General features: G+C 65.3%; 20 protein-coding genes and 1 tRNA gene. 9 read left to right on the forward strand and 12 right to left on the reverse strand.

What is annotated here, in order from left to right; all coding sequences use genetic code 11:
* The first annotated feature begins 2 nt into the window (after positions 1-2).
* Positions 3-1196, forward strand: coding sequence for a phosphoglycerate kinase (locus ABIC17_RS07825; RefSeq protein ID WP_354280700.1), 1194 nt, complete (start codon positions 3-5; stop codon positions 1194-1196).
* A 299-nt stretch (positions 1197-1495) separates the two neighbouring features.
* On the opposite strand, the gene ABIC17_RS07830 is transcribed toward ABIC17_RS07825, so the two are convergent.
* A complete protein-coding gene (locus tag ABIC17_RS07830) occupies positions 1496-2008 on the reverse strand; it encodes a hypothetical protein (protein ID WP_354280702.1) in 513 nt (170 codons plus the stop codon).
* Between the two features lie 122 nt (positions 2009-2130).
* On the opposite strand from ABIC17_RS07830, the gene ABIC17_RS07835 reads away from it, so the two are divergent.
* Positions 2131-2207, forward strand: a tRNA-Arg gene (locus ABIC17_RS07835).
* 197 nt (positions 2208-2404) lie between these two features.
* Here the strand turns inward: ABIC17_RS07835 and ABIC17_RS07840 are convergent.
* The 3 genes from ABIC17_RS07840 to cysD form a co-directional block, all read right to left on the reverse strand.
* Entirely contained in the window at positions 2405-3157 is a 753-nt protein-coding gene (locus ABIC17_RS07840; RefSeq protein WP_354280704.1) for a 3'(2'),5'-bisphosphate nucleotidase CysQ, read from the reverse strand.
* A complete protein-coding gene (cysN, locus tag ABIC17_RS07845) occupies positions 3154-5118 on the reverse strand; it encodes a sulfate adenylyltransferase subunit CysN (RefSeq protein ID WP_354280706.1) in 1965 nt (654 codons plus the stop codon). Before cysN ends, ABIC17_RS07840 begins: the two co-directional genes overlap by 4 nt.
* 62 nt (positions 5119-5180) lie before the next feature.
* A complete protein-coding gene (gene cysD / locus ABIC17_RS07850; RefSeq protein ID WP_354280708.1) occupies positions 5181-6083 on the reverse strand; it encodes a sulfate adenylyltransferase subunit CysD in 903 nt (300 codons plus the stop codon).
* Positions 6084-6264: 181 nt separating this feature from the next.
* On the opposite strand from cysD, the gene ABIC17_RS07855 reads away from it, so the two are divergent.
* Complete coding sequence (locus tag ABIC17_RS07855) at positions 6265-7287, forward strand: beta-1,6-N-acetylglucosaminyltransferase (protein ID WP_354280710.1); 1023 nt, start codon at positions 6265-6267, stop codon at positions 7285-7287.
* Here ABIC17_RS07855 and ABIC17_RS07860 read toward each other — a convergent pair.
* The 6 genes from ABIC17_RS07860 to ABIC17_RS07885 all read right to left on the reverse strand — a co-directional run bounded on the left by ABIC17_RS07860 (position 7238) and on the right by ABIC17_RS07885 (position 12667).
* Complete coding sequence (locus ABIC17_RS07860) at positions 7238-7453, reverse strand: hypothetical protein (RefSeq protein WP_354280712.1); 216 nt, start codon at positions 7451-7453, stop codon at positions 7238-7240. The genes ABIC17_RS07855 and ABIC17_RS07860 overlap by 50 nt on opposite strands.
* Positions 7454-7555: 102 nt before the next feature.
* Entirely contained in the window at positions 7556-8818 is a 1263-nt protein-coding gene (locus tag ABIC17_RS07865; protein ID WP_354280714.1) for an N-succinylarginine dihydrolase, read from the reverse strand.
* The gene (locus tag ABIC17_RS07870; RefSeq protein WP_354280716.1) at positions 8818-9834 is read right to left on the reverse strand and encodes an arginine N-succinyltransferase; all 1017 of its coding nucleotides are present in this window, start codon (positions 9832-9834) and stop codon (positions 8818-8820) included. The genes ABIC17_RS07865 and ABIC17_RS07870 overlap by 1 nt, the downstream gene beginning before the upstream one ends.
* Complete coding sequence (locus ABIC17_RS07875; RefSeq protein WP_354280718.1) at positions 9831-11039, reverse strand: hydrolase; 1209 nt, start codon at positions 11037-11039, stop codon at positions 9831-9833. The genes ABIC17_RS07870 and ABIC17_RS07875 overlap by 4 nt, the downstream gene beginning before the upstream one ends.
* Before the next feature lie 153 nt (positions 11040-11192).
* Positions 11193-11672 carry an RNA pyrophosphohydrolase gene (locus tag ABIC17_RS07880; RefSeq protein WP_354280720.1) on the reverse strand — a complete coding sequence of 160 codons (480 nt, stop codon included), beginning with the start codon at positions 11670-11672 and terminating at the stop codon, positions 11193-11195.
* Positions 11669-12667 (reverse strand): alpha/beta hydrolase, encoded by a 999-nt coding sequence (locus ABIC17_RS07885; protein ID WP_354280722.1) that lies wholly within the window; start codon positions 12665-12667, stop codon positions 11669-11671. Before ABIC17_RS07885 ends, ABIC17_RS07880 begins: the two co-directional genes overlap by 4 nt.
* Positions 12668-12715: 48 nt before the next feature.
* Here ABIC17_RS07885 and ABIC17_RS07890 point away from each other — a divergent pair, with 48 nt between their 5' ends.
* The 6 genes from ABIC17_RS07890 (at position 12716) to ABIC17_RS07915 (ending at position 19885) form a co-directional block, all read left to right on the forward strand.
* Positions 12716-13618, forward strand: coding sequence for a histone deacetylase family protein (locus ABIC17_RS07890; RefSeq protein WP_354280724.1), 903 nt, complete (start codon positions 12716-12718; stop codon positions 13616-13618).
* A gap of 102 nt (positions 13619-13720) precedes the next feature.
* Positions 13721-15733: a 2-oxoacid:acceptor oxidoreductase subunit alpha gene (locus ABIC17_RS07895; protein ID WP_354280726.1), complete on the forward strand. Its 2013-nt coding sequence runs from the start codon at positions 13721-13723 to the stop codon at positions 15731-15733.
* Positions 15730-16764, forward strand: coding sequence for a 2-oxoacid:ferredoxin oxidoreductase subunit beta (locus ABIC17_RS07900; RefSeq protein WP_354280728.1), 1035 nt, complete (start codon positions 15730-15732; stop codon positions 16762-16764). Before ABIC17_RS07895 ends, ABIC17_RS07900 begins: the two co-directional genes overlap by 4 nt.
* 44 nt (positions 16765-16808) lie before the next feature.
* The gene (locus ABIC17_RS07905; RefSeq protein ID WP_354280730.1) at positions 16809-17207 is read left to right on the forward strand and encodes a GxxExxY protein; all 399 of its coding nucleotides are present in this window, start codon (positions 16809-16811) and stop codon (positions 17205-17207) included.
* Positions 17208-17268: 61 nt separating this feature from the next.
* A complete protein-coding gene (locus tag ABIC17_RS07910) occupies positions 17269-18645 on the forward strand; it encodes a cryptochrome/photolyase family protein (protein WP_354280731.1) in 1377 nt (458 codons plus the stop codon).
* Positions 18646-18685: 40 nt separating this feature from the next.
* Positions 18686-19885, forward strand: coding sequence for a class I SAM-dependent methyltransferase (locus tag ABIC17_RS07915; RefSeq protein ID WP_354280733.1), 1200 nt, complete (start codon positions 18686-18688; stop codon positions 19883-19885).
* A gap of 250 nt (positions 19886-20135) precedes the next feature.
* Here ABIC17_RS07915 and ABIC17_RS07920 read toward each other — a convergent pair whose 3' ends face one another.
* Entirely contained in the window at positions 20136-20873 is a 738-nt protein-coding gene (locus ABIC17_RS07920) for an SDR family NAD(P)-dependent oxidoreductase (protein WP_354280735.1), read from the reverse strand.
* Between the two features lie 11 nt (positions 20874-20884).
* Positions 20885-22369, reverse strand: coding sequence for an amidophosphoribosyltransferase (gene purF, locus ABIC17_RS07925; RefSeq protein ID WP_354280737.1), 1485 nt, complete (start codon positions 22367-22369; stop codon positions 20885-20887).
* Between the last annotated feature and the right edge of the window lie 69 nt (positions 22370-22438).

A 22438-nucleotide genomic window follows, 5' to 3' on the forward strand; every position in this document is an offset into this window, starting at 1 on the left:
ACATGACACGGGCCTTCAAGACGCTGGACGATATCGGTGACGTTCGGGGCAAGCGCGTGCTGGTGCGCGAGGATCTCAACGTGCCGATGCAGGACGGTGCGGTCAGCGACGACACGCGGCTGCGCTCGACGCTGCCGACCGTCACCGAACTGGCCGACAAGGGCGCGATCGTCCTGATTCTCGCGCATTTCGGGCGGCCCAAGGGTAATCCTTCCGCCGAGCTGTCGCTCAAGCAACTGGTCGAGCCTTATGCCAATGTGCTCGGGCGACCGGTTACCTATGTCGACTGGGAAGGCGATGCGGCGGCGGTTGCTGCGCTTGCGCCGGGTGATGTCGCGATCCTCGAGAACACGCGCTTCTTCGGCGGCGAGGAGAAGAACGATCCGGCGACGGTCGACCGGTTCGCATCGCTTGGCGACCTCTACGTCAACGACGCCTTTTCCGCCGCGCACCGCGCGCATGCCTCGACCGAAGGTTTGGCGCACAAGCTTCCGGCCTTTGCAGGCCGCGCGATGGAGGCTGAACTCGACGCGCTCGACAAGGCACTCGGCAACCCCGAGCATCCGGTTGCGGCAGTCGTTGGTGGGGCGAAGGTTTCGACCAAGCTCGACGTGCTCAAGCATCTCGTGACTCGCGTCGATCATCTCATCATCGGCGGCGGGATGGCGAACACCTTCCTCGCGGCGCGCGGCGTCAACGTCGGCAAGTCGCTGTGCGAGCATGAGCTGACCGGCACCGCGGACGAGATCTTCGCGGCGGCGGACGGGGCGAACTGTACGATCCATCTGCCGTATGACGTGGTTGTCGCAAAGGAATTCCGCGCCAACCCGCCGATCCGCACGGTCAACGTGCATGAGGTTGCGGCGGACGAGATGATCCTCGACGTCGGGCCTGCCGCGACCGAAGCGCTGGCGGACGTGCTGAAGAACTGCCGGACCTTGGTGTGGAACGGTCCGCTCGGCGCGTTCGAGACGCCGCCGTTTGATACGGCGACGGTTGCGCTCGCGAAGACCGCGGCGGCGCTGACGAAGAGCGGGTCGCTCGTTTCGGTCGCTGGCGGTGGGGATACCGTTGCCGCGCTCAATCAGGCGGGCGTGGCGGACGACTTCACCTTCGTCTCCACCGCAGGCGGCGCGTTCCTCGAGTGGATGGAAGGCAAGGACCTTCCCGGCGTCGCGGCGCTGGCGCGCGGGTAACCTCCCGGTATCCGTGAACGACCCTCTGTTCTCCCGCGAAGGGGGGAGTTCTGCAAAACCGTTCGTCATCCTGAACTTGTTTCAGGATCCAGTCCACCGCGAGTCCGGACTATGCCTGTTCCGCGGTGGATGCTGAAACAAGTTCAGCATGACGGCAGCTTTTGGGGCGCGGGGTGGCGATCAAACCGCTGATTACCTTTATGCAGAGGTCTCGCGAAAGCGGGAGTCCAGGGGGCCGGGATCAACAGATGTTGGACGGCTAGACACTGGGTTCCCGCATTCGCGGGAACACCGCTACGTCAGGCGGGCTTCAACCGCTCCTGAATCTCCTGAATGCGCGCCGCCTGCTTCTGCAGCGCAGCCTGTGCCTTCTGGCGCAACGTCGCGATCGCGGGATAATCCGGCTTGCCGGCCGCGGCCCGGGTCAGCGCCAACTCATCCAGATCGGTAATCGCGGACGACGTGGTCGCGCGCAGCCCGTCGAGCTGCCCCAGCGCAGTCTGCGCGGTGATCCAGCGTTCGCTGCCCACCGCATCCCCCTGCGCAGCCCTGGCGAGGCGGTCCGCGCCGTCCGCAGCGGCTTCGAACGTCTTGCTTGCGGCATCGATCGCCTTCTCCAGATCGACCAGCGTCGCATCGGTGGCAGGTTCGGCCTCGACGATCGTGACCGGCGCGACCGGCTCGGCGTCGCTGCGCGATTCTATCGGGCGGGGCAGCAGCGATGGGAAGCTGGCAGCGCGCGGTGCGGCGCATCCGCCGGTCAACAGGAGGAGTGCCACGACAATGCGGCGCGGATGTGGACGGTTGGTCATCTGCAATCGCTCTATGCGGATGCTTCCGCGTTCGCAACGTTCGAGGATCACCACAAAAAAATGCGGCAATGCGGAAAAGTTCTTGCGCCCCCCGAACGGCCCGGCTAACAGCGCGTCTCCAGGCACCCATAGCTCAGCTGGATAGAGCATCAGACTACGAATCTGAGGGTCGGGCGTTCGAATCGCTCTGGGTGCACCATCTATTTCCGCGGGAGCGGGCAGGGGCCGGAACAGCAATGTTCCGGCCCTTTTTGCGTCCAGGCACAGTGGTTTGTCGTTGTTCCTGCGAGGGGAAGAGCCTGGGGTAGCCTACGCTATCAGGCGTTGTTCGGCTGAACCCTGGGCTCCTGCCTTCGCAGGAGCACTGCCCGCTTAATCTGTGCCGCAGACGGCGGCTTACACGCTTGCCTTGGCAACCTCAGCCAACACCCGCTCGGCATATTCGGGACGGCAGATCAGCACGTCGGGCAGCAACGGATCGCGGCAATTATAGACGAGATCGCTCCCGTCGATCCGCGACGTATGCAGCCCGGCGGCGCGTGCGACCGCGACGGGGGCGCAATTGTCCCATTCATACTGTCCGCCCGCGTGAAGGTAGATTTCAGCGCGGCCGTCGACCACCGCCATTGCCTTCGCCCCGGCCGACCCCATCGGGATCAGTTCGGCGCCAATCGCCACGGCGACTGCGGTGACGATCGGGTGCGCGCGCGTGCGGCTGACGACCATCCTGGGGCGCGCCGGGGCGGCGTCCCATTGCGGCGGCGCATCGTCGGAGGCGAAGACCCGCTCCGCTGCGGGGAGTGCGACCGCCCCGACCGCGGGCACGCTGTCGATCGAGAGCCCGATATGCACTGCCCAGTCGTCACGCCGCTCGCGGAATTCGCGCGTGCCGTCGAGCGGATCGACGACCCACACCCGCCGTTCCGCGCAGCGAAGCCCGTCATCTGCGGATTCTTCGGAAAGGATGAAGTCGTCGGGGCGTGCCTGGCGTAGCAGGTCGAGGATCAGGACATTCGCCTCGGCATCGCCACGCGGACCGAGATCCGCATCCGCGCACGCCCCGGCCACGCACAGATCGCGCAACAATGCCGCCGCCGCCAGCGCGACGCTCCTCGCGACCTGCGCATCTGTCTGATCGAGGTGGCTCAAAGATCGGGGCTCCACACACCAAGGATATGTTCGACAATTCGCTCGGCCGCAGCTTCGGGGCTTTCGCGGGTGGTGTCGATCCGGATGTCGGGACGCTCTGGCGCCTCATATGGGCTACTGATGCCGGTGAAGTTGGCGATCTCGCCGCTGCGCGCCTTGGCGTAGAGCCCCTTGACGTCGCGTGCCTCGGCTTCCGCCAGCGGGGTGTCCACGAAGATCTCGACGAATTCGCCCGGAAGCATCGCCCGCACCATGTCGCGCTCGGCGCGGAACGGCGAGATGAACGCGGTCAGCACGATCAGCCCGGCGTCGGTCATCAACCGCGCGACCTCGCCGATCCGCCGGATATTCTCGACCCGGTCGGCATCGGTGAAGCCCAGGTCCTTGTTAAGCCCGTGACGCACATTGTCGCCGTCGAGCAGGAAGCTGTGGCGGCCGAGCGCGAACAGCTTCTTCTCGACCAGATTGGCGATCGTCGACTTGCCCGACCCCGACAGGCCAGTGAACCACAGCAGGCGAGGGGTCTGCCCCTTCTGTTGCGCATGTGCTTCGCGCGTGATGTCGATCGCCTGCCAGTGGACGTTCTGCGCGCGGCGCAGCGAGAAGCTCAGCAGCCCGGCAGCGACGGTCGCGTTGGTGGTGCGGTCGATCAGGATGAATCCACCCAGGTCCGCGCCGTCCTCGAACGGCTCGAACACCAGCGGGCGATCGGTATAGACTTCCGCCACCCCGATGTCGTTGAGGCCGAGCGTCTTGACCGAGAGTTCGGCCATCGTGTTGACGTCGATCGCGTGGCGCGGCTCTTGCACCGTCGCGCCGACGGTCTGCGTGCCGAGCTTGAGCCAGTAGCTACGTCCGGGCAGCAACGCGGTTTCGCCGAGCCACACAACCGTTGCCTGGAACTGGTCGGCGACTTGCGGCGGTGAATCGGCGGTGGCGAGAACGTCGCCGCGCGAACAATCGATCTCGTCTTCGAGCGTCAGCGTGACCGACTGGCCCGCGACCGCTTGGGGCAGGTCGCCGTCCATCGTCACGATTCGCGCGACCCGCGAGGTGCGACCGCTCGGCAAGATGCGGACGGGATCGCCGGGGCGGACGGCCCCGCTCGCGATCAGCCCCGAGAAGCCACGGAAGTCGAGGCTCGGGCGGTTGACCCATTGCACTGGCAGCCGGAACGCGCGCTGCTGCGCGGCGTCGGTGCCGATATCGACGGTCTCGAGATGCTCGATCAGCGTCGGCCCGGCATACCATGGCATCGTGTCCGATCCCGCGGCGATATTGTCGCCCCCGAGACCTGAGATCGGGATGGCGGTGAAGTCCGCGATGCCGATCGAGTCCGCAAAGGCGCGATAGTCGGCGACGATCCGGTCGAACACCGCCTGATCGTAGCCGACGAGGTCCATCTTGTTCACTGCGAGCACGACGTGGCGCAGCTTGAGCAGGTGGACGAGGAAGCTGTGGCGGCGGGTCTGGGTCAGCACGCCCTTGCGCGCATCGATGAGGATCACCGCGGCGTCCGCGGTCGAAGCGCCCGTCACCATGTTGCGGGTATATTGTTCGTGGCCGGGCGTGTCCGCGACGATGAACTTGCGCCGCGCGGTCGAGAAGAAGCGGTACGCGACGTCGATCGTGATGCCCTGCTCGCGTTCGGCCGCAAGGCCGTCGACCAGCAGCGCGAAATCGATGTTCTGCCCCTGCGTGCCGACTCGCTTGCTGTCCGCCTCGAGCGCGGAAAGCTGATCCGCGAAGATCGCGTGGGTGTCGTAGAGCAGGCGGCCGATCAGTGTCGACTTGCCGTCATCGACCGACCCGCAGGTGATGAAGCGGAGCAGCGACTTGTTTTGGTGCTGGAGGAGATAGGCGTCGATGTCTTCCGCGATGAGGGCGTCGGGCCGATACTCCCTCTCCCCGCTTGCGGGGAGAGGGCCGGGGAGAGGGGCAGTATCGAGCGGTGTCGCCATTGGCAGCCCCTCTCCCCGACCCTCTCCCCGGAGGGGAGAGGGAGAAAATGTGGTGCCACTCATCAGAAATACCCCTCCGCCTTCTTCTTTTCCATGCTCGCGCTCTGGTCGTGGTCGATCGCGCGGCCCTGGCGTTCGCTCGTCGTGGTCAGCAGCATTTCCTGGATGACTTGTGACAGGTCGGTCGCCTCGCTCTCGACCGCGCCGGTCAAGGGATAGCAACCCAGCGTGCGGAAGCGGATCGAACGTTCGACCGGGACTTCGCCGGGGGCGAGCCGGAAGCGGTCGTCATCGACCATCAACAGCATTCCGTCGCGCTCCACCGTCGGGCGCGGCGCGGCGAGGTACAAGGGCACGATCTCGATCTGCTCGGCCAGAATATATTGCCAGATGTCGAGCTCGGTCCAGTTGGACAGCGGGAAGACGCGCATGCTCTCGCCCCGCGCCTTGCGCGCATTGTAGAGCCGCCACAGTTCGGGCCGCTGCGCCTTCGGGTCCCAGCGTTGATGGGCGTTGCGGAAACTGAAGATCCGCTCCTTCGCGCGGCTCTTCTCCTCATCGCGCCGCGCGCCGCCGAACGCCGCATCATAGCCGCCCGCGGTGAGCGCCTGCTTGAGCCCCTCGGTCTTCCACAGATCGGTGTGGAGGCTGCCATGATCGAACGGATTGATCCCCTGCGCCTCGGCGTCGGGGTTCTTGTGGACGATCAGCTCCATTCCGGCGTCGGCGGCGGCACGGTCGCGCAGGTCGTACATCGCGCGGAATTTCCACGTCGTGTCGACATGGAGCAGCGGGAAGGGCGGCGTGCCGGGAAAGAACGCCTTCTTGGCGAGGTGCAGCATCACCGCCGAATCCTTGCCTACCGAATACAGCATCACCGGCCGTTCGGTCTCGGCGACGACTTCGCGCAGGATGTGGATGCTTTCGGCCTCAAGGCGCTGCAAGTGAGTAAGCGAGACGGTCATGGTTGGCCTGAATAAGGCACATTCGGGACAAGGCGACCAACTTCTACTGTTGGCTAAGAAAGCTGACGGCACCTTGGCCTGCCGTTGTGGGACACCGCCGTGCCGCGAGTCGCTTGCGCCGTACGCGCCCGACAGGTAGCGATGATCCGTCGTGTTCCCAGTAGCGTAGCGTAGAGTATTGATGGATATTATTCCAAGTATCGCGCCACGCGCAGGGCGCAGTGCGTCCAATCGCATCGGTTTCGTGATCCTGTCGCATGGGGATCAGGCGTTGCTGGCGCGGCTCGTCGCGCGGCTCGACGACCTGTACGGCAAGCCGCCGATCGCCTGCCACCACGACTTTTCGCAATCCCGCATCGACACAGCGGCGTTCGCGGACAACGTCCGTTTTGTGAAGCCGTCGGTCGCGACGGGCTGGGGAAAACTGTCGGTCGTGACGGCGGGGCTGGCGGCGCTGCGGCTGCTGGTCGAGACCGCCGACCCCGACTGGTTCGTGCTGCTGAGCGCGACCGACTATCCGGTGCGCTCCGCCGAGGCGGTGCTGGCCGAACTCGAATCGGCGCCGTTCGACGCCTATCTCGATGCGCGGCCCGTGCGCGGGCAGGCGCCCGGCGCCGCGACCTTCGGCGGTGCGCCCAATCCCAAGCTCGATCACTTCGTCCTGCCGAGCAATATCCAACTCAAATGGCGGTTCTACGTCGGGGCACAATTATGGGTGCCGGTCGTCAAGAACAAGCCGCACTGGCGGCTTGGGCGCGTGACTTTCCCGCTGCCGTTCGCCGCGCCGGGGCCATTCGGGCCAGGCTTTTCAGCCTACTATGGAGACCATTGGTTCACCGCCAATCGTCGCGCGGCGGCCACGTTGCTGAAGGACGATGACCGGGCGCAGGCGCTGCGCAAGCATCTGGTCCGCCGTGCGCAGGCGGACGAATGCTATTACCAGACGATCCTCGCCAACACGCCCGGCTTACGGATCTGCCTCGACAACAAGCGCTATGCCGAGTGGAATGGCGGCGGCGCGCATCCGGTGGCGGTGGAGGTCGACCACGTGCCCGCGATCCTCGCCTCGGGCCAGCATTTCGCGCGCAAGTTCGCGCTCAAGTCCCCCGCGATCGCCGAGATCGACCGTGCGGTCGATGCCGGCGTGGCGGATGTCAGCCGTGATCGAGCTCGACCGAATCCAATATCCGCGCGCCGGCCATGAAGACCGCGATCGGGCAGACCGCAAACAGAAGCCAGCCGCCGAAACCGGGATATTGCTCGAGATAATGCGCCCCGCGCTCGACGGCGCCGACCGCCAGGGCGTAGATCACCCCAAAGGCTTCAAATTTGTTCTTGATGACGAACAGGCTGGCGAATTTGCTCCACATGCAACCATATCAGCAACAACCGAGCCAATCGCGGATTGCGGTCGGTTCACCTTAACGGCCGTGGTTAATCGTAAGCTAACGCGACGATAGTGCGCCGATCCGTCAGGCGAGGACGCTCAGATCCAGGGATGCCAGCAAGGCGTTTCGTGCCGCACGGATCGTGCTCACCAGTGCGAGATCGGGTGCCTCGCCGAGGATCTGCGACGGCACGATCGTTTCGGGCCAATAGTCTGCGATGATCGCGGAGATGCGGTCGAGCTTTGCCGCATCGACGAGAAAACGCGGATCGATCGTGGCCGGATCCGCAACGACGCGGAGCCGCAGACAGGCTGGCCCGCCGCCGTTCGCCATCGATTGCCGCACGTCGACCGTCCTGAACGCGCGGATCGGGCCGTTGCTCTCGGTCATCGCGGTCAGGTACGCCGCGACCGCCGGATCGCCGGATGCTTCGGCGGGGACGATCAGGGTCATCCGTCCGTCCGCTGGCGTGACGAGCTGCGCGTTGAACAGATAGGACTTCACCGCCTGAGCCAGCGATACCCGGTTCGCGGGAACCTCGACGATCTCGACGAACGGCGCCGCTGCCCTGATCGCGGCATAGGCGGTGGCGGGATCGGCGAACGCCTGTTCGTGGACGAACAGTACGCGTTCGTTGGCGACCGCGACGACATCGTTGTGGAATGCGCCCGCCGCGATCGCCTCGGGCGATTGTTCGATGAACACCGTCCGCGCAGGGTCGAGGCGGTGCGCGCGCGCGATTGCCGCGCTGGCGTCGCGCGACTGGCGCGCGGGGAAGGCGCCACCTGTGATGCCATAGACGAACAGTTCGACACCCGCTTCGCCATGCGCAGGCGCCAGACGCATATGGTTCGCAGCACCCTCATCGCCGAACGGCGCAGGGATCGGCGCATGATGTACGAAGCACGCAGGGTCCGCAAACGCGAGCGCGAGCTGGCGCGCGGTCTGCGCGGCTTCGTGGCTGCGATGCGGCATGGTGACGAGATTGGCGGGGGTAAAGTGGCACCGCCCGTCCGCGCTATCCGCGGCGGGGGAGACCGTTGCGGCATTGGCCGCCCACATCGCCGACGCGGACATCGCCTGAGCGCGCAGGATCGGCGGTGCATCGGCATAGGTCGTGGCCAAAGACGCGAGCCAGCGATCGTCGGGGCGGTCGTGCGGCAACAGGATTCCCTGCACCAGACCGAGCGACAAAGCAGTGCGCATCTTGTCGATCCCCTCCAGCGCGGCGCGGCGCGGAAAGGAGGGCGTGCCCGCATTCTGGGTCGCCGCGAGATTGCCGTGGCTCAGCCCCGCATAGTTGTGGCTCGGGCCGATGATCCCGTCGAAGTTGATTTCGGTCGTCATCACACTCTCGCGACATGGCAGACAGTGGTATCCTCGGCGATCTCGAGCGCGCGCGCGGATTTGGGGGATATCACCACGCCACCGGTACACGGCCGGACATCTCCATAGACGCACCGAAACTCCGACAGCCGACCGCTGGCGATCAGCGACGGATCGCCGCCATCGAAATCCAGCGCGACGACGTTGGCGGACCGGACGTCGCGGATCGTGCGGACCGAATCCGTCCGCGCAACCATGGTCGGGCCGCCATCGAAGATGTCGACGTAATTCTCATACGCAAACCCTTCGTTTTCCAGCATTCTCATCGCCGCGCGGCCGGAGGGATGCGGCAATCCGATAACCGCGCGCGCGGTCTCGGGCAGCATCGCGGTGTAGATCGGATGCTTGGGAAACAGGTCCGCGATGAACTGATGCCCCTGGACCGCATTGAACTGGTCGGCATCCTGGAAGTTCATCCCGAAGAAGCGTCCGGCAAGCCCGTCCCAGAACGGCGATCCGCCTGCCTCGTCGATAATCCCGCGGAGTTCGGCGAGCACCCGGTCGGCAAATCGCTGGCGGTGCTTGGCGATGAACAGATAGCGGCTCCGCGCGAGCAGCAGCCCAAGGCCTCCCGCACGTTCGCCTGGGTGAAGGAACAACCCGCCGACTTCGCTGCAGCCCTCAAGGTCGGTGGTCAGCCCAAGCATATCCGCCCGGAAGGTGCGGTTGAGTTCCTTGGAATGCTGGGTCAGCGTGCCCAGCCGGTAGCTGTAGAAGGGGTAGCTTTGCCCAACATGCGTGAAGATCTGGCAGGTGCCCCGCACCTCGCCGGTCTCGGTATTCTCCAGCACCAGCACAAAGAGGTCGTCTGCCTTGGCATTGTCATCCCGTGCGAACGCCGCAGCGCTCCGCTCGAGCTTGGTGGCAAGCGCGGTGCGATCCGGCGGAAGGTTGGTGAAACCGCCGCCTGTGAGCTTTGCCATTTCGTACAGGGGCTTGAGGTCGGCGTCGCGCGCGGCGCGGATACGGTAGGTCACAACTGGCCCTTTTCGGCGATACGCAAGATGGTGAGCGCGGACAGCGCCGCACGTTCGGGAAGGGAGTCGACGATCAGATACTCGTCGGGCGAATGGATCGCGCCGCCGCGCGCACCCATCGTGTCCACGACGGGAATGCCGCACGCCGCGATCGTGTTGCCGTCGCACACGCCCCCGGTGGCGCGCCAGCCGATGTTGAGGCCGAGGTCGGCGCCGCAGGCCTTGACCAGATCGAACAGCTTTGCGGCACCTTCGTCGATCGGTTTTGGCGGGCGGTTGAAGCTGCCGTGGAGCCCGATCGTGACGTCGTGATGCGCCGCGACCGCGGCGATCGTGGTGTCGAGCAACGCTTGCGCGCGCGCGATCGCGGCGTGATCGGCGGGGCGGAAGTTGAGCCGCAGCACGGCGTGGTCGGGAATGACGTTGTTCGGGCCACCGCCTTCGATCCGCGCCGGGTTGACCGCGAGGCCAGCACCCCGCGCCGCATGGAGCCGCACAGCAAGGTCCGCCGCCGCGACGATCGCATTTCGGCCCTCCTCGGGATTCCGGCCCGCATGTGCGCTACGCCCGGTGACGACGATCGAGAAATTGCCCGTCCCCCCGCGCGCGCCAGCCAGCGTGCCGTCGGGAAGCGCGGGTTCATACGTGAGCGCGGCGATCTTCCCCTGCGCGCAGTGCCGGATCAGTGCGGAGGACGAGAAGGAGCCGGTCTCCTCATCGGAATTGATGACGACGTCATAGCCGATCCGTGCCGCAAGCGGGCTGCTTTCGACCGCGATCAGCGCTGCGAGCATCACCGCGAGCCCGCCCTTCATGTCCGCGACGCCTGGCCCGTTGAGGCTCCCGTCGTCCCGCATCGTCAGCGACTGGAACGCGTGATCGACCGGATAGACCGTGTCCATATGCCCCGTCAGCAACAGCTGGACGGGCGCGTCAGGCCGGACACGAAGATGCAGGTGCCGGCCATGATCAAGCACCGCGACACTTCCATCCGAGCCTACGCTCTCGGCAGTATCTCCCTCAACGAGCGTGACTTTTCCGGGAAGCTCACCGAATGCCGCAAGGAGCATTTCCGCAACCTGGGCCAGCCCGCCAAGGTTGCGCGTACCCGAATTGACCGCCGACCATTGCTCGACCTGCTGCAGCATCGGCTGCGCGCGCGCGACCGCGATCGCCGCGATTTCGTGTTCGTTTAATCCCCTCATCCGAGCAGCCTAGCGTTTCATCTCGCTCGGCTCCAGCCCGTTGCAAACGAAACGATCTGCGGCCCCGGCAAGAAGGTGGTCGTGGTCGAGCTTCCGCAACGCATCACCCCAGGGTCATCCCGAAGTGATGCATCCTTGCGCGGAAGATTGCTTTCAACCGAGATGGTCGGCAAACGCCTCAAGGACTTGCCGATACAGCGGTGCCTTGAATGCGACGATGATCTCGGGAAGCGTCGCCGGGTCCACCCACATCCATTCCTTGAATTCCTCATGCTCGGTCGCGATGTCGATGTCGCTATCTAAGCCATTGAAGCGATACAGAAACCACGTCTGTCGCTGGCCGCGCCACTTGCCTTTCCACACGCGCCCGACGAGCTCGTCCGGCAGGTCGTAGAACAGCTCTTCGGGCGACACCGCGATCAGGTCGACCTTGTCCGCGGTGATCCCGGTCTCCTCGCGCAACTCGCGCAGGGCTGCCGTTTCCGGATCCTCGCCGTCGTCGATCCCACCCTGCGGCATCTGCCACGCCTCGACCTCGGTATCGATCCGCTGGCCGACGAACACCTTGCCCTCCGCATTGAGGATCATCAGCCCGGCACACGGGCGATAGGGAAGTGTCCTTGGGTCGGTCATGCGGCTTGCTCCATCACGCGCTGGGCTTCGGCCTCGGCGATGATCGCCTTTGCGGCGGTCAACGCGCCTGCGACGTCACCGACCGACGACGGGATCGCCTTTCGCAGCGTGATGAAGCCGTGGATGTTCCCGACGGCCTCGCGGAACACCACCGCAACCCCGGCCTCCGCCAGAGCCGCGGCATAGGCGCGACCCTGGTCGCGGATCGGATCGAGGCTGGCGGTGACGATGACGGCGGGGGGCATGCCGCGCAGATCGCCTTTGAGCGGGGAGGTGCGGACATGCTCGGCCTCGGCCTGATAGGCGGCGTTGAACCAGTCCATGCTCGCCCGCGTCAGCAGATATCCCTCGGCAAAGGCCGAATAAGACGGATATTCCTGCGTCGTGTCGGTTGCGGGGTAAAAGGGCAGGTGCGCGATCACCGGCACGGCGGCAGGCGCGTCGCGCAGGGCGGCGGTCACGACGATCGCCAGGTTACCGCCCGCGCTGTCGCCGCACGGGATCAGCGCGGTCACGCTCCGTCCGAGCTCTGCGGGCGATCCCGCCGCCCAGCGGGCTGCGGCTTCGCAATCGTCCGGCGCGGCGGGCCACGGTGCCTCGGGCGCCAGCCGATAATCGACCGCGAGCACGGGCAGATCGAGCGTACGCGACACCTCGGCGCAGAAGCTGGCGTGGGTGTCGAGATCGCCAATCACGAACCCGCCGCCGTGGTAGAACATCACCAGCGGGCCGGGCAGGCGGCTTTCCTGCACGTCGAACAACCGCGCCGGGATCGCCCCGGCGGGACCGGGAATCGCGATATCCCGCATCGTCCCCAGTTCGCCGACCGGCGGGTCCGCGACGTCCTTCATCGCCTTGTAGGTCGCACGTGCCGCTGGCGGCTCCATCTCGTGCGTGCGGGGGCCGGGGAGGTTGTTGAGGAACGCCAGGAAGCCCGCGACATCGGGGCGAACATAAGGGGAAGGGGTTTGGGGCGGGGTGCTGCTATCGTTCATGCGGCGCTCTCCATTGGTCTCTGCCAGTCTCATGCCTACCTAGGCAGGATGATCCCGGTCGTCCATCACCCCGCCTATGTCGCTACCGGACTGGCAAACAATCCCAGCCAGCTCAGCAAGAACGCGGCGATCCGCAACCGCCTCGAGGCGGAAGGCGCGGGGGTCGCGTGGTATGTGCCCGACGCGATGCCGCTATACTGGCTCGAGGCGGTGCATGATGCCGACTATGTCGCAGAGGTGCTCGGTGCCCGCGTGCCCCGCGAGAAGGAGCGAAGGATCGGCTTCGCAGTGACCGAGTCGGTTGCCGCGCGCGCGGCGGTGGTGCCCGGCGGCACGTGGCTTGCCGGAAAGATTGCGCTGGAACGCGGGTTCGCCGCCAATACCGCGGGCGGCAGCCATCATGCGCTCGCGGCAACGGGGGCCGGCTATTGCGTCTTCAACGATCTCGCGATCGCGGCGGTGCGGTTCGCGGAAGAAGACGGCCTGCGTGTGCTGGTGGTTGATTGCGACGTCCATCAGGGCGACGGTACCGCTGCACTCACCGCCGGCTATCCCCAGATCGCGACCTACTCGATTCACGCCGAGAAGAACTTCCCGGTCCGTAAGGCGCGCTCGACGCTTGATGTCGGGCTGCCCGATGCGACCGGCGACGCGGCCTATCTCGCGACGCTCGAGTCGACGCTGGTGCCGATGCTCGACGAGCTTCGACCGCAGATCATTCTCTACCAAGCCGGGATCGATCCGCTCGCGAACGACCGGCTGGGGCGGCTCGCGCTGACCGATGAGGGGCTGGTCGCGCGCGAGAAACTTGTCGCGCGGCTTGCGATCGATCGGGGCATTCCACTGGCGAGTACGGTTGGTGGCGGCTATGGCGCGGACACGGTCGCGCTTGCCGAACGGCATGTGCGGGCGATCCTGACGCTCGGCACGGCCTTCGCCGCGGCCGGGTGACCGGAAAGCAGCGGTTGCACCGCCCTTTACTGAAACTACCTTGGCCCTGCGCCGTTCGAGGCATAAGGGCATGACAACGATTACCCGTAGGACAAGACGCTGATGGCGACCGCCGCGCACGAAGTTACCCCCCAAGAAGCCTCCGCCCACCCCACCGCAGAGTCCGTCGTCGTCCGGTTCGCCGGCGACTCGGGTGACGGTATGCAGTTGACCGGGGGGCAGTTCACGCTGTCGACCGCGCTGTCGGGCAATGATCTGGCGACCTTCCCGGATTTCCCCGCCGAAATCCGCGCGCCGCAAGGCACGCTGTTCGGTGTGTCCGCGTTCCAGATCAACTTCGGCTCGACCGCGATCGAGACTGCGGGCGACGCGCCCGACGTGCTGATCGCGATGAACCCGGCGGCTTTGAAGGTGAACGCGCCTGCGCTGAAGGCCGGTGGCCTGATCATCGCGGACGAAGGCGAGTTCGGCGAGCGCAACCTCGCCAAGGCGAAATACGCCGCCAACCCGCTGACCGACGGCAGCCTCGTCAAGTGGCAGCTGCTGAGCTTCAACATCTCGCAGCTGACGCTCGATGCGGTGAAGCCATTCGGCCTCGGCAACAAGGAGGCGCTTCGCTGCAAGAACATGTGGACGCTGGGGCTCGCGCTCTGGATGTTCGATCGCGATCGCGCGCCGATCGTCGACTGGCTCAAGACCAAGTTCGCCAAGGCCCCAGTGCTGGCGGAAGCCAACATCGCCGCCTTGAACGCTGGCCATGCTTACGGCGAGACCGCCGAACTGGCGGGCCCGATGAAGCAGCATCACATCGGTGTCGCACCGACTGCACCCGGTCTGTACCGCACCGTCACCGGTGCCGAGTCGATCTCGCTCGGGCTGGTCGCGGGCGTCCAGCTTGCCGATGTTCCGATGTTCTTCGGCGGCTATCCGATCACGCCCGCGTCGGCGATCCTCCACTTCCTGTCGCGCCTCAAGGAATATGGCGTAACCACCTTCCAGGCGGAGGATGAGATCGCCGCGATCGCCTCGGCGATCGGCGCCTCTTATGCGGGGCAGCTTGGCGTCACCTCCTCGTCGGGCCCGGGCATTGCGCTCAAGGGCGAGGCGATGGGGCTTGCGATCATGACCGAGCTGCCGCTCGTCATCGTCAATTCGCAGCGTGGCGGCCCTTCGACCGGCCTGCCGACCAAGACCGAGCAGTCGGATCTGTATCAGGCGGTCTATGGCCGTAACGGCGATGCGCCCATGCCGGTCCTCGCCGCACGCTCGCCGTCGGATTGCTTCGACGTCGCGATCGAGGCGGTGCGGATCGCGGTCCAGTACATGACCCCGGTAATGCTGCTGACCGACGGTTACATCGCCAATGCCGCCGAGCCGTGGCTCGTCCCCGACATGTCGACCTATGCGCCGTTCCCGGTCGAGTATCTTGAAGAAGTGCCCGAGGGTGGCTTCCTGCCCTATGCGCGCGACGAGAACCTCAAGCGCCCGTGGGTCAAGCCCGGCACGCCCGGCCTTCTCCACCGCATCGGCGGGATCGAGAAGGCAATTGGTACTGGCAACATCGATTATGGTGCCGAAAACCACCAGAAGATGACCGAGATCCGCCGCGACAAGGTCGCGAACATCGCGGTGCCCGACCAGACCGTCGAGCTCGGCGAGACCTCGGGCAAGCTGGCGATCGTCGGCTGGGGCTCGACCTTCGGGCCGATCCACCAGGCGGTCCGCCGTGCGCGCGCCAAGGGCCGCGACGTGGCACACATCCACATCCGTCACATCTGGCCGATGCCCGCAAATCTCGGTGACTTGCTAAAGGGTTACGACACGATCGTCGTTCCGGAAATGAACACCGGGCAGCTCAAGACGGTGCTCCGCGACCAGTTCCTGGTCGATGCCAAGCCGCTCAACAAGGTGTCGGGCCAACCGTTCCTCATCTCCGAGATCGAGGACGCGATCGACGGGCATCTGCCCCCCGAGGGCGAACTGCTGCCCGCCGACAACCAGCAACTGACCACCGACGAATCCGGCCACGACGACGGGACGCTGCACGGCCATGCCGACGCGCCGCCGTCGCTCGATCCGGTTGACGCCCTGTCCGACAAGGGACCTTTCGCATGAACGACATGACCCCCATCGCCAAGACCACGCCGAAGGACTGGGAAACCGATCAGGAAGTCCGCTGGTGCCCGGGCTGCGGCGACTATGCCGTCCTCAAGGCGGTCCAGCGCACGATGCCCGAAATCGGCGCGCGTCCGGAAAACACCGTGTTCGTCAGCGGCATCGGCTGCTCGTCGCGCTTCCCATATTACATGGAGACCTACGGCTTCCACACGATCCACGGTCGTGCACCAGCGGTGGCGACGGGCGTCAAGCTCGCCAACCCCGATCTCGACGTGTGGATCATCACCGGTGATGGCGACGCGCTGTCGATCGGCGGCAACCACACGATGCACCTGATCCGCCGCAATCTCGATTGCCAGGTGCTGCTGTTCAACAACGAGATCTACGGCCTGACCAAGGGACAATACTCCCCGACGTCGCGCGTCGGCACGCGCACCCCGTCGACTCCGTTCGGCTCGGTCGACACCCCCGCCAACCCGTGCGCCTTCGCGCTCGGCGCAGGCGGCCGCTTCATCGCGCGCGCGATCGACATCCACAAGAACCTCGTCGGCGTCCTGAAGGCCGCGCATGCGCACAAGGGCACCGGGTTCGTCGAGATCTTCCAGAACTGCATCGTCTATAACGACGACGTCTTCGCGCCCTTCACCGAGAAGAAGAACGCGGGCGCGAACCAGCTCTGGGTCGAGCATGGCAAGCCGTTGCTGTTCGAGGCCGGCACCAAGGGGCTGGCAATGGACATGGAGCGGCTGGTGCTCAAGGTCGTCGACGTGGTCGACGGTGACTGGGCGGCGGCTGGCGTGATCGTGCACGACCAGACCAACCGTGGGTTGGCGCACATGCTGGTCGAGATGCCCTTCGGGATGTTCCCGATGGCGCTCGGCGTGTTGTTCGACGATCCGCGTCCGACCTTCGAAAGTGCTGTCGTGACGCAGAATGCGGAAGCGGCGAAGGGCAAGACGCCCGACCTGCAGAAGCTGCTCTCGCAGGGGCAGACGTGGCAGGTGGAGAAAGAACCGCGTGTCGAGTAAGAGGATCTCGCACGAAGCCACAAAGGCACGAAGAAGGGTAATGGATGCGCGGCGCGCTGGAAGACATTGCCCGGATCTCGGTCGATTGTGGCTTCAAGCTGCATCAAGCGCTCGGTCCCGGACTTCTTGAGTCCGTTTATGAAGTCTGCCTGGCATCGAGCTTGGCAGATCGAGGGTTGTCGGTGGAACGGCAGCGGCCAATTCCCATCCGGTTCAATGGGTTGCAATTCGAAGAGGGGTTCCGGGCAGACATTCTCGTCGAGGGAATGTTGCTGATCGAACTGAAATCGACGGAACGATATGCCGCCGTCCACGCTAAGCAGGTTCTAACCTACCTCAGGTTGATGAACCTGCCACTGGGCCTGCTGATGAATTTCGGAGCACCGACATTCAAGGATGGCGTGAGGCGGCTCATCAACGATTATGTAAGTCCGTATCCATGATCCTTAGCTTCGTGCCTTTGTGGCTTTGTGCGAGTTACCCTTCTTCTCAAGGCGCCCCAAAGTGAGCGACACCGTTTCGCTCCTCTGGCTCCGCCGAGACCTTCGCCTTGCCGATCAACCCGCCCTCCTCGCCGCGATCAACGAAGGCGCGGTGATCCCCGTCTACATCCTCGACGACGACACCCCCGACAAATACCATATGGGCGGTGCCTCGCGCTGGTGGCTGCACCATAGCCTCGAGAGCCTCGATGCCGACCTGCGCGAGAAGGGATCGCGGCTGATCCTGCGGCGCGGGAAATGCGTCGAGGTGCTGGCGCAGCTCGCCGAGGAAACCGGTGCGGCGCAGGTCCATTGCATTCGCCATTTCGAACCGTGGTGGCGCAAGGCCGAGGAAGCGATCGCCGAGACGCTCGACCTAGTTTGCCACGACGGCAATTACCTCGCGCCGCCGGGATCGATCACGACCGGCAGCGGCGGGCAGTACAAGATCTACACCCCGTTCTGGCGCGCGCTCAAGCAGCACATGCCGCCGCCTGCGCCGATCCACAAACCCGGCAAGATCCCGTCGCCGTCCAAATGGCCCAAGTGCGACAAACTCGCCGACTGGACGCTGCTGCCGACCAAGCCCGACTGGTCGACCGGCTTCTCGGACGACTGGACGCCCGGCGAGGACGCCGCGCACGATCGCCTGAACGCCTTCAAGAAGCAGGCGGATGACTATGACGACACGCGCAACTTCCCCTCGCAGGAGGGCAGCTCGCGCCTGTCGCCGCATCTCCACTTCGGGGAGCTGTCGGCGGCGCAGGTGTGGCACGCGGTTGCCGATGTCGGGGGATCGGTCGATGTCTTCCTGAGCGAGATCGGCTGGCGCGACTATGCGCAGACCGTCATCCTGCAATATCCGGAATACGGCTCGAAGAACGCCCGCGAGAAGTATGACGCGATGCCGTGGCGCAGCGGTGCGGACGCTGACGCCGACCTCAGGGCATGGCAGCAGGGCCGCACCGGCTATCCGATCGTCGACGCTGGGATGCGCCAGCTTTGGAAGACCGGCTGGATGCACAACCGCGTCCGCATGATCACCGCGAGCTTCCTGATCAAGCATCTCCTGATCGACTGGCGCGAGGGCGAGCGGTGGTTCTGGGATTGCCTGGTCGATGGCGACTATGGGTCCAACTCGGTCAACTGGCAGTGGACCGCGGGCACGGGGATCGATTCGAACATGTTCGTCCGGATCATGGCGCCGCTTACGCAGTCGCCGAAATTCGACGCGGCAGACTATATCCGCCAGTGGGTGCCCGAACTTGCCGACGTGGAGGGCGACGCGATCCACGACCCTGAGGAAGCCGGGTGCCTCCCGAAAGATTATCCCGCCAAGATCATCGGCCACCGCGAGGCGCGCGAGCGCGCATTGCAGGCGGTAAAACAGGTGCGCTGAGCGGCTTGGCAACCACGCCCCGGAATGCGAGGGGAGCGCGATGTTTGGGGTATTTGCAAAACCGTTCAACGCCGTGCTCGACCGGATCGATTCCGGACTGGTCGAGGGGTCGCTCGCGGCGACATTGCCGGGGGGACGCAAGCGGTTGCTCGGTGGACGTGCGCCCGGGCCGGCGGCGGTGGTCGACCTGATCAGCTGGCGCGCGCTGTTGCGGCTGGTGACGGGGGGCTCGGCGGGCTGGTATGTCGGCTGGGCCAAGGGCGAATGGACCAGTCCAGATCCGACCGTGCTGTTCGAGCTGTTCATGCGCAACCGCGTCAGTCTGGGCGGGACGGCGCGGTCCGGCGGGATGATCCGGATGCTGCGCGGATGGCGCAACGGCCTGCGCCGAAATTCTCGCGCCGGGTCGCGGCGCAACATCCATTTCCATTACGATCTGGGCAACGATTTTTACAGCCTGTGGCTCGATCCGAGCATGATGTATTCGGCCGCTTTGTTCGACGAAGCGGCGATGACGACCGAGAATCTGACTGCGGCACAGGGGCGCAAGAACGCGGCCATCCTCGACCGGCTGGAGCTGTCACCCGGGCAGACCGTGCTCGAGATCGGCTGCGGCTGGGGTGGCTTTGCCGAGGCGGCGGCGCGGCGCGGGTTGCGCGTCGATGCGATCACGCTGTCGAGCGAACAGGAACGCGCGGTCAATGACCGGATCGCGGATGCCGGCCTGTCGGGCGTCACCGTCGCGCGGACCGATTACCGCGATGTTACCGGCCAGTATGACGGCATCGCGAGCATCGAGATGGTCGAGGCGGTCGGGCAGGATTATTGGGGCACGTATCTCGCGGCGGTGGCCCGCGCGCTCAAGCCCGGCGGGCGGGCGGCGATCCAGTATATCACGATCGATGACGCGATCTTCGAGGCCTATGCCGCGAACGTCGACTTCATCCAGCGGTTCGTCTTTCCGGGCGGGATGCTGCTGTCGGAAAGCCGCTTCCGCGCGCTGGCGGCAGCGAACGGCTTGGAGTGGCGCGACAATCACAGCTTCGGATTGCATTATGCCGAGACGCTGCGGCGCTGGCGTGTTGCGTTCGACGCGGCGGTTTCGGCGGGTCGGTTGCCTACGAAGTTCGACCGCAAGTTCATCGACTTGTGGCGCTATTATCTGATGTACTGCGAAGGCGGATTTCGCGGGCAGGGGATCGATGTGGCGCAGGTGACGCTGGTGAAGGCGGGGAACTAACCAAGAAAGGTCTGAACGAAGAGGTCCCGGCTCGCACCACTATCCTCCGTCATCCTGAACTTGTTTCAGGATCCAGCCCTCCACGAGTCCGGACTATGCCTGTTGCACGGTGGATGCTGAAACGAGTTCAGCATGACGGCAGCTTTCGAGCACGGACGACGAGCGAACGTCCGACTGCCTTTAGAAAAAGATCTAGCCTTCGCGTCAATTAGGCGGTTGGGCCACGGAGTTGCTCAACGACCAACCGACCTCAAGCGACCCGTTCGAAATGCCCTGTCGCGAAATCCTCGGTCAGCAGCGCGACGATCCGGTCCGCGACGACGCGCGGTTCCTTGACCGACTTGGGGTCTTCCCCAGGATAGGCGCGACGGCGCATGTCGGTCCGCGTCGCCCCGGGGTCAAGGATCGCGGTGCGGATCTGGCTGATATGCTCCATCTCGTCGCCATACGCCGAGACGATCGTCTCGAACGCTGCCTTCGAGGCTCCGTACAGCCCCCAATACGCCCGCGGCTTGCGCCCCACGCTCGAGGTCATGCCTATGACGCGGGCACGCTTCGACTTGCGCAGCATCGGGTCGAACGCCGCGATCAGCGCGGCTTGCGCGCTGATGTTGAGCGTCAGCACCGCCGCCATTTCCTTGGGGTCGATCGCCGGTACCGGGGCAAGCGTCCCCAGCATCGCCGCGTTGAGCACCAGGATATCGAGCGCCGGCCAGCGTTCACCGATCGCCGTGCCGAGCCGTGCGATGGCGTCGGCCTGGGTCAGGTCGAGCGGCGCAATCGTCGCCGAGCCGCCCGCGTCGAAGATCGCATTCTCGACCGCTTCGAGCGATGCCGCGGTACGCGCGGTCAGTACGACATGCGCACCCGCGGCCGCCAGCGCGATTGCGGTAGCGGCGCCGATCCCCTTGCTAGCACCGGTGACGAGCGCGACCTGGCCAGCCAGCGGACGGTCGACCGCAGCAGCGGCAGCATTGATATCAGTCATCGCAGGAGTCCTCAGCTGACGCGTTCGGCCAATAGCGCGAACTGGTCGACCGACGAGACATCGTCCTGATCGGTCAGCGTCGTCGGATAATCCCCGGTGAAGCAGGCATCGCAGTGGCTCGGCCGGATCGCGTTGCGCTGTGGCTCGCCGAGCGCCTTGTACAGGCCGTCGATCGAGACGAACGCGAGGCTGTCCGCCTTAATATATTCGGCCATTTGCTCAAGGTTCTTGGTCGCGGCGAGCAGCTTTGCACGCTCCGGTGTATCTACGCCGTAGAAGCACGAATGCCGCGTCGGCGGACTCGCGATCCGCATATGGACCTCTGCCGCGCCCGCTTCGCGCATCATCTCGACGATCTTGAGGCTGGTCGTCCCGCGCACGATCGAATCGTCGATCAGCACGATCTTCTTGCCCGCGATCAGCGCGCGATTGGCGTTGTGCTTCAACTTCACACCAAGGTGACGAACCTTGTCGCCCGGCTGGATGAAGGTGCGCCCGACATAATGCGAACGGATGATCCCAAGTTCGAACGGAATGCCCGACTCTTGCGCATAACCCAGCGCCGCCGGGGTGCCCGAATCGGGAACAGGAATGACGAGGTCGGCATCGACCGGACTTTCGATCGCGAGCTGCGCGCCGATCGCCTTGCGCACGGTATAGACGCTGCGGTCCTCCGAGATCGAATCGGGGCGCGAGAAATAGACGAATTCGAAGATGCACGGACGCGCCGACACGGGCGCGAACGGGCGATGCGAGGTGATCTCGCTGCCCTTGACCATGACGAGCTCGCCCGGGTCGATCGAGCGGACGAAGGTCGCACCGACGACGTCGAGCGCGACCGTCTCGGACGCAAATATCACCGCCTGGCTGCCGTCCGACTGTTCGATCCGGCCCATCACGAGCGGACGAATGCCGAGCGGATCGCGGCAGGCGATCATGCCCTCGGGCGTCATCACGATCAGCGAATACGCGCCTTCGACGCGCTTCAACGCATCGATGAACTTGTCGACGACGGTCCGGTAGTTGGAGGTCGCGACGAGATGGATGATCGTCTCGGTATCGCTGGTCGACTGGAAGATCGAGCCGCGCCGAACGAGATCGCGGCGCAGCCGCATCGCGTTGGAAATATTGCCGTTATGCGCAATCGCGAACCCGCCCGAGGCGAGGTCCGCATAGAGCGGCTGGACGTTGCGCAGCGCGGTCTCGCCCGTGGTGGAATAGCGCACATGGCCGCAGGCGACCGTACCGCGCAGCGGGACCATGATCTCCTCGCGGTCGAAATTGCCCGCGACGTGACCCATCGCGCGGTGGGTGTGGAATTCGGCTCCGTCGAAGCTGGTGATACCAGCCGCTTCCTGGCCGCGATGCTGGAGCGCGTGGAGCCCCAGCGCGACCAGCCGGGCAGCGTCGGCCGCGCCGGAGATACCAAAGACACCGCATTCTTCATGCAGTTTGTCCCCGTTTTCGGGGGCTTCGAACGGATTGGTTGTGAGCATTGGCGCCCTTCGGGGGAGGGTAGAGCTTCGAGGCGGCATATAGGGGCGGACTTCGCGTTTGTCGCGCTT

It is taken from the genome of Sphingomonas sp. PvP056, from assembly GCF_040549155.1.
GTDB lineage: Bacteria > Pseudomonadota > Alphaproteobacteria > Sphingomonadales > Sphingomonadaceae > Sphingomonas.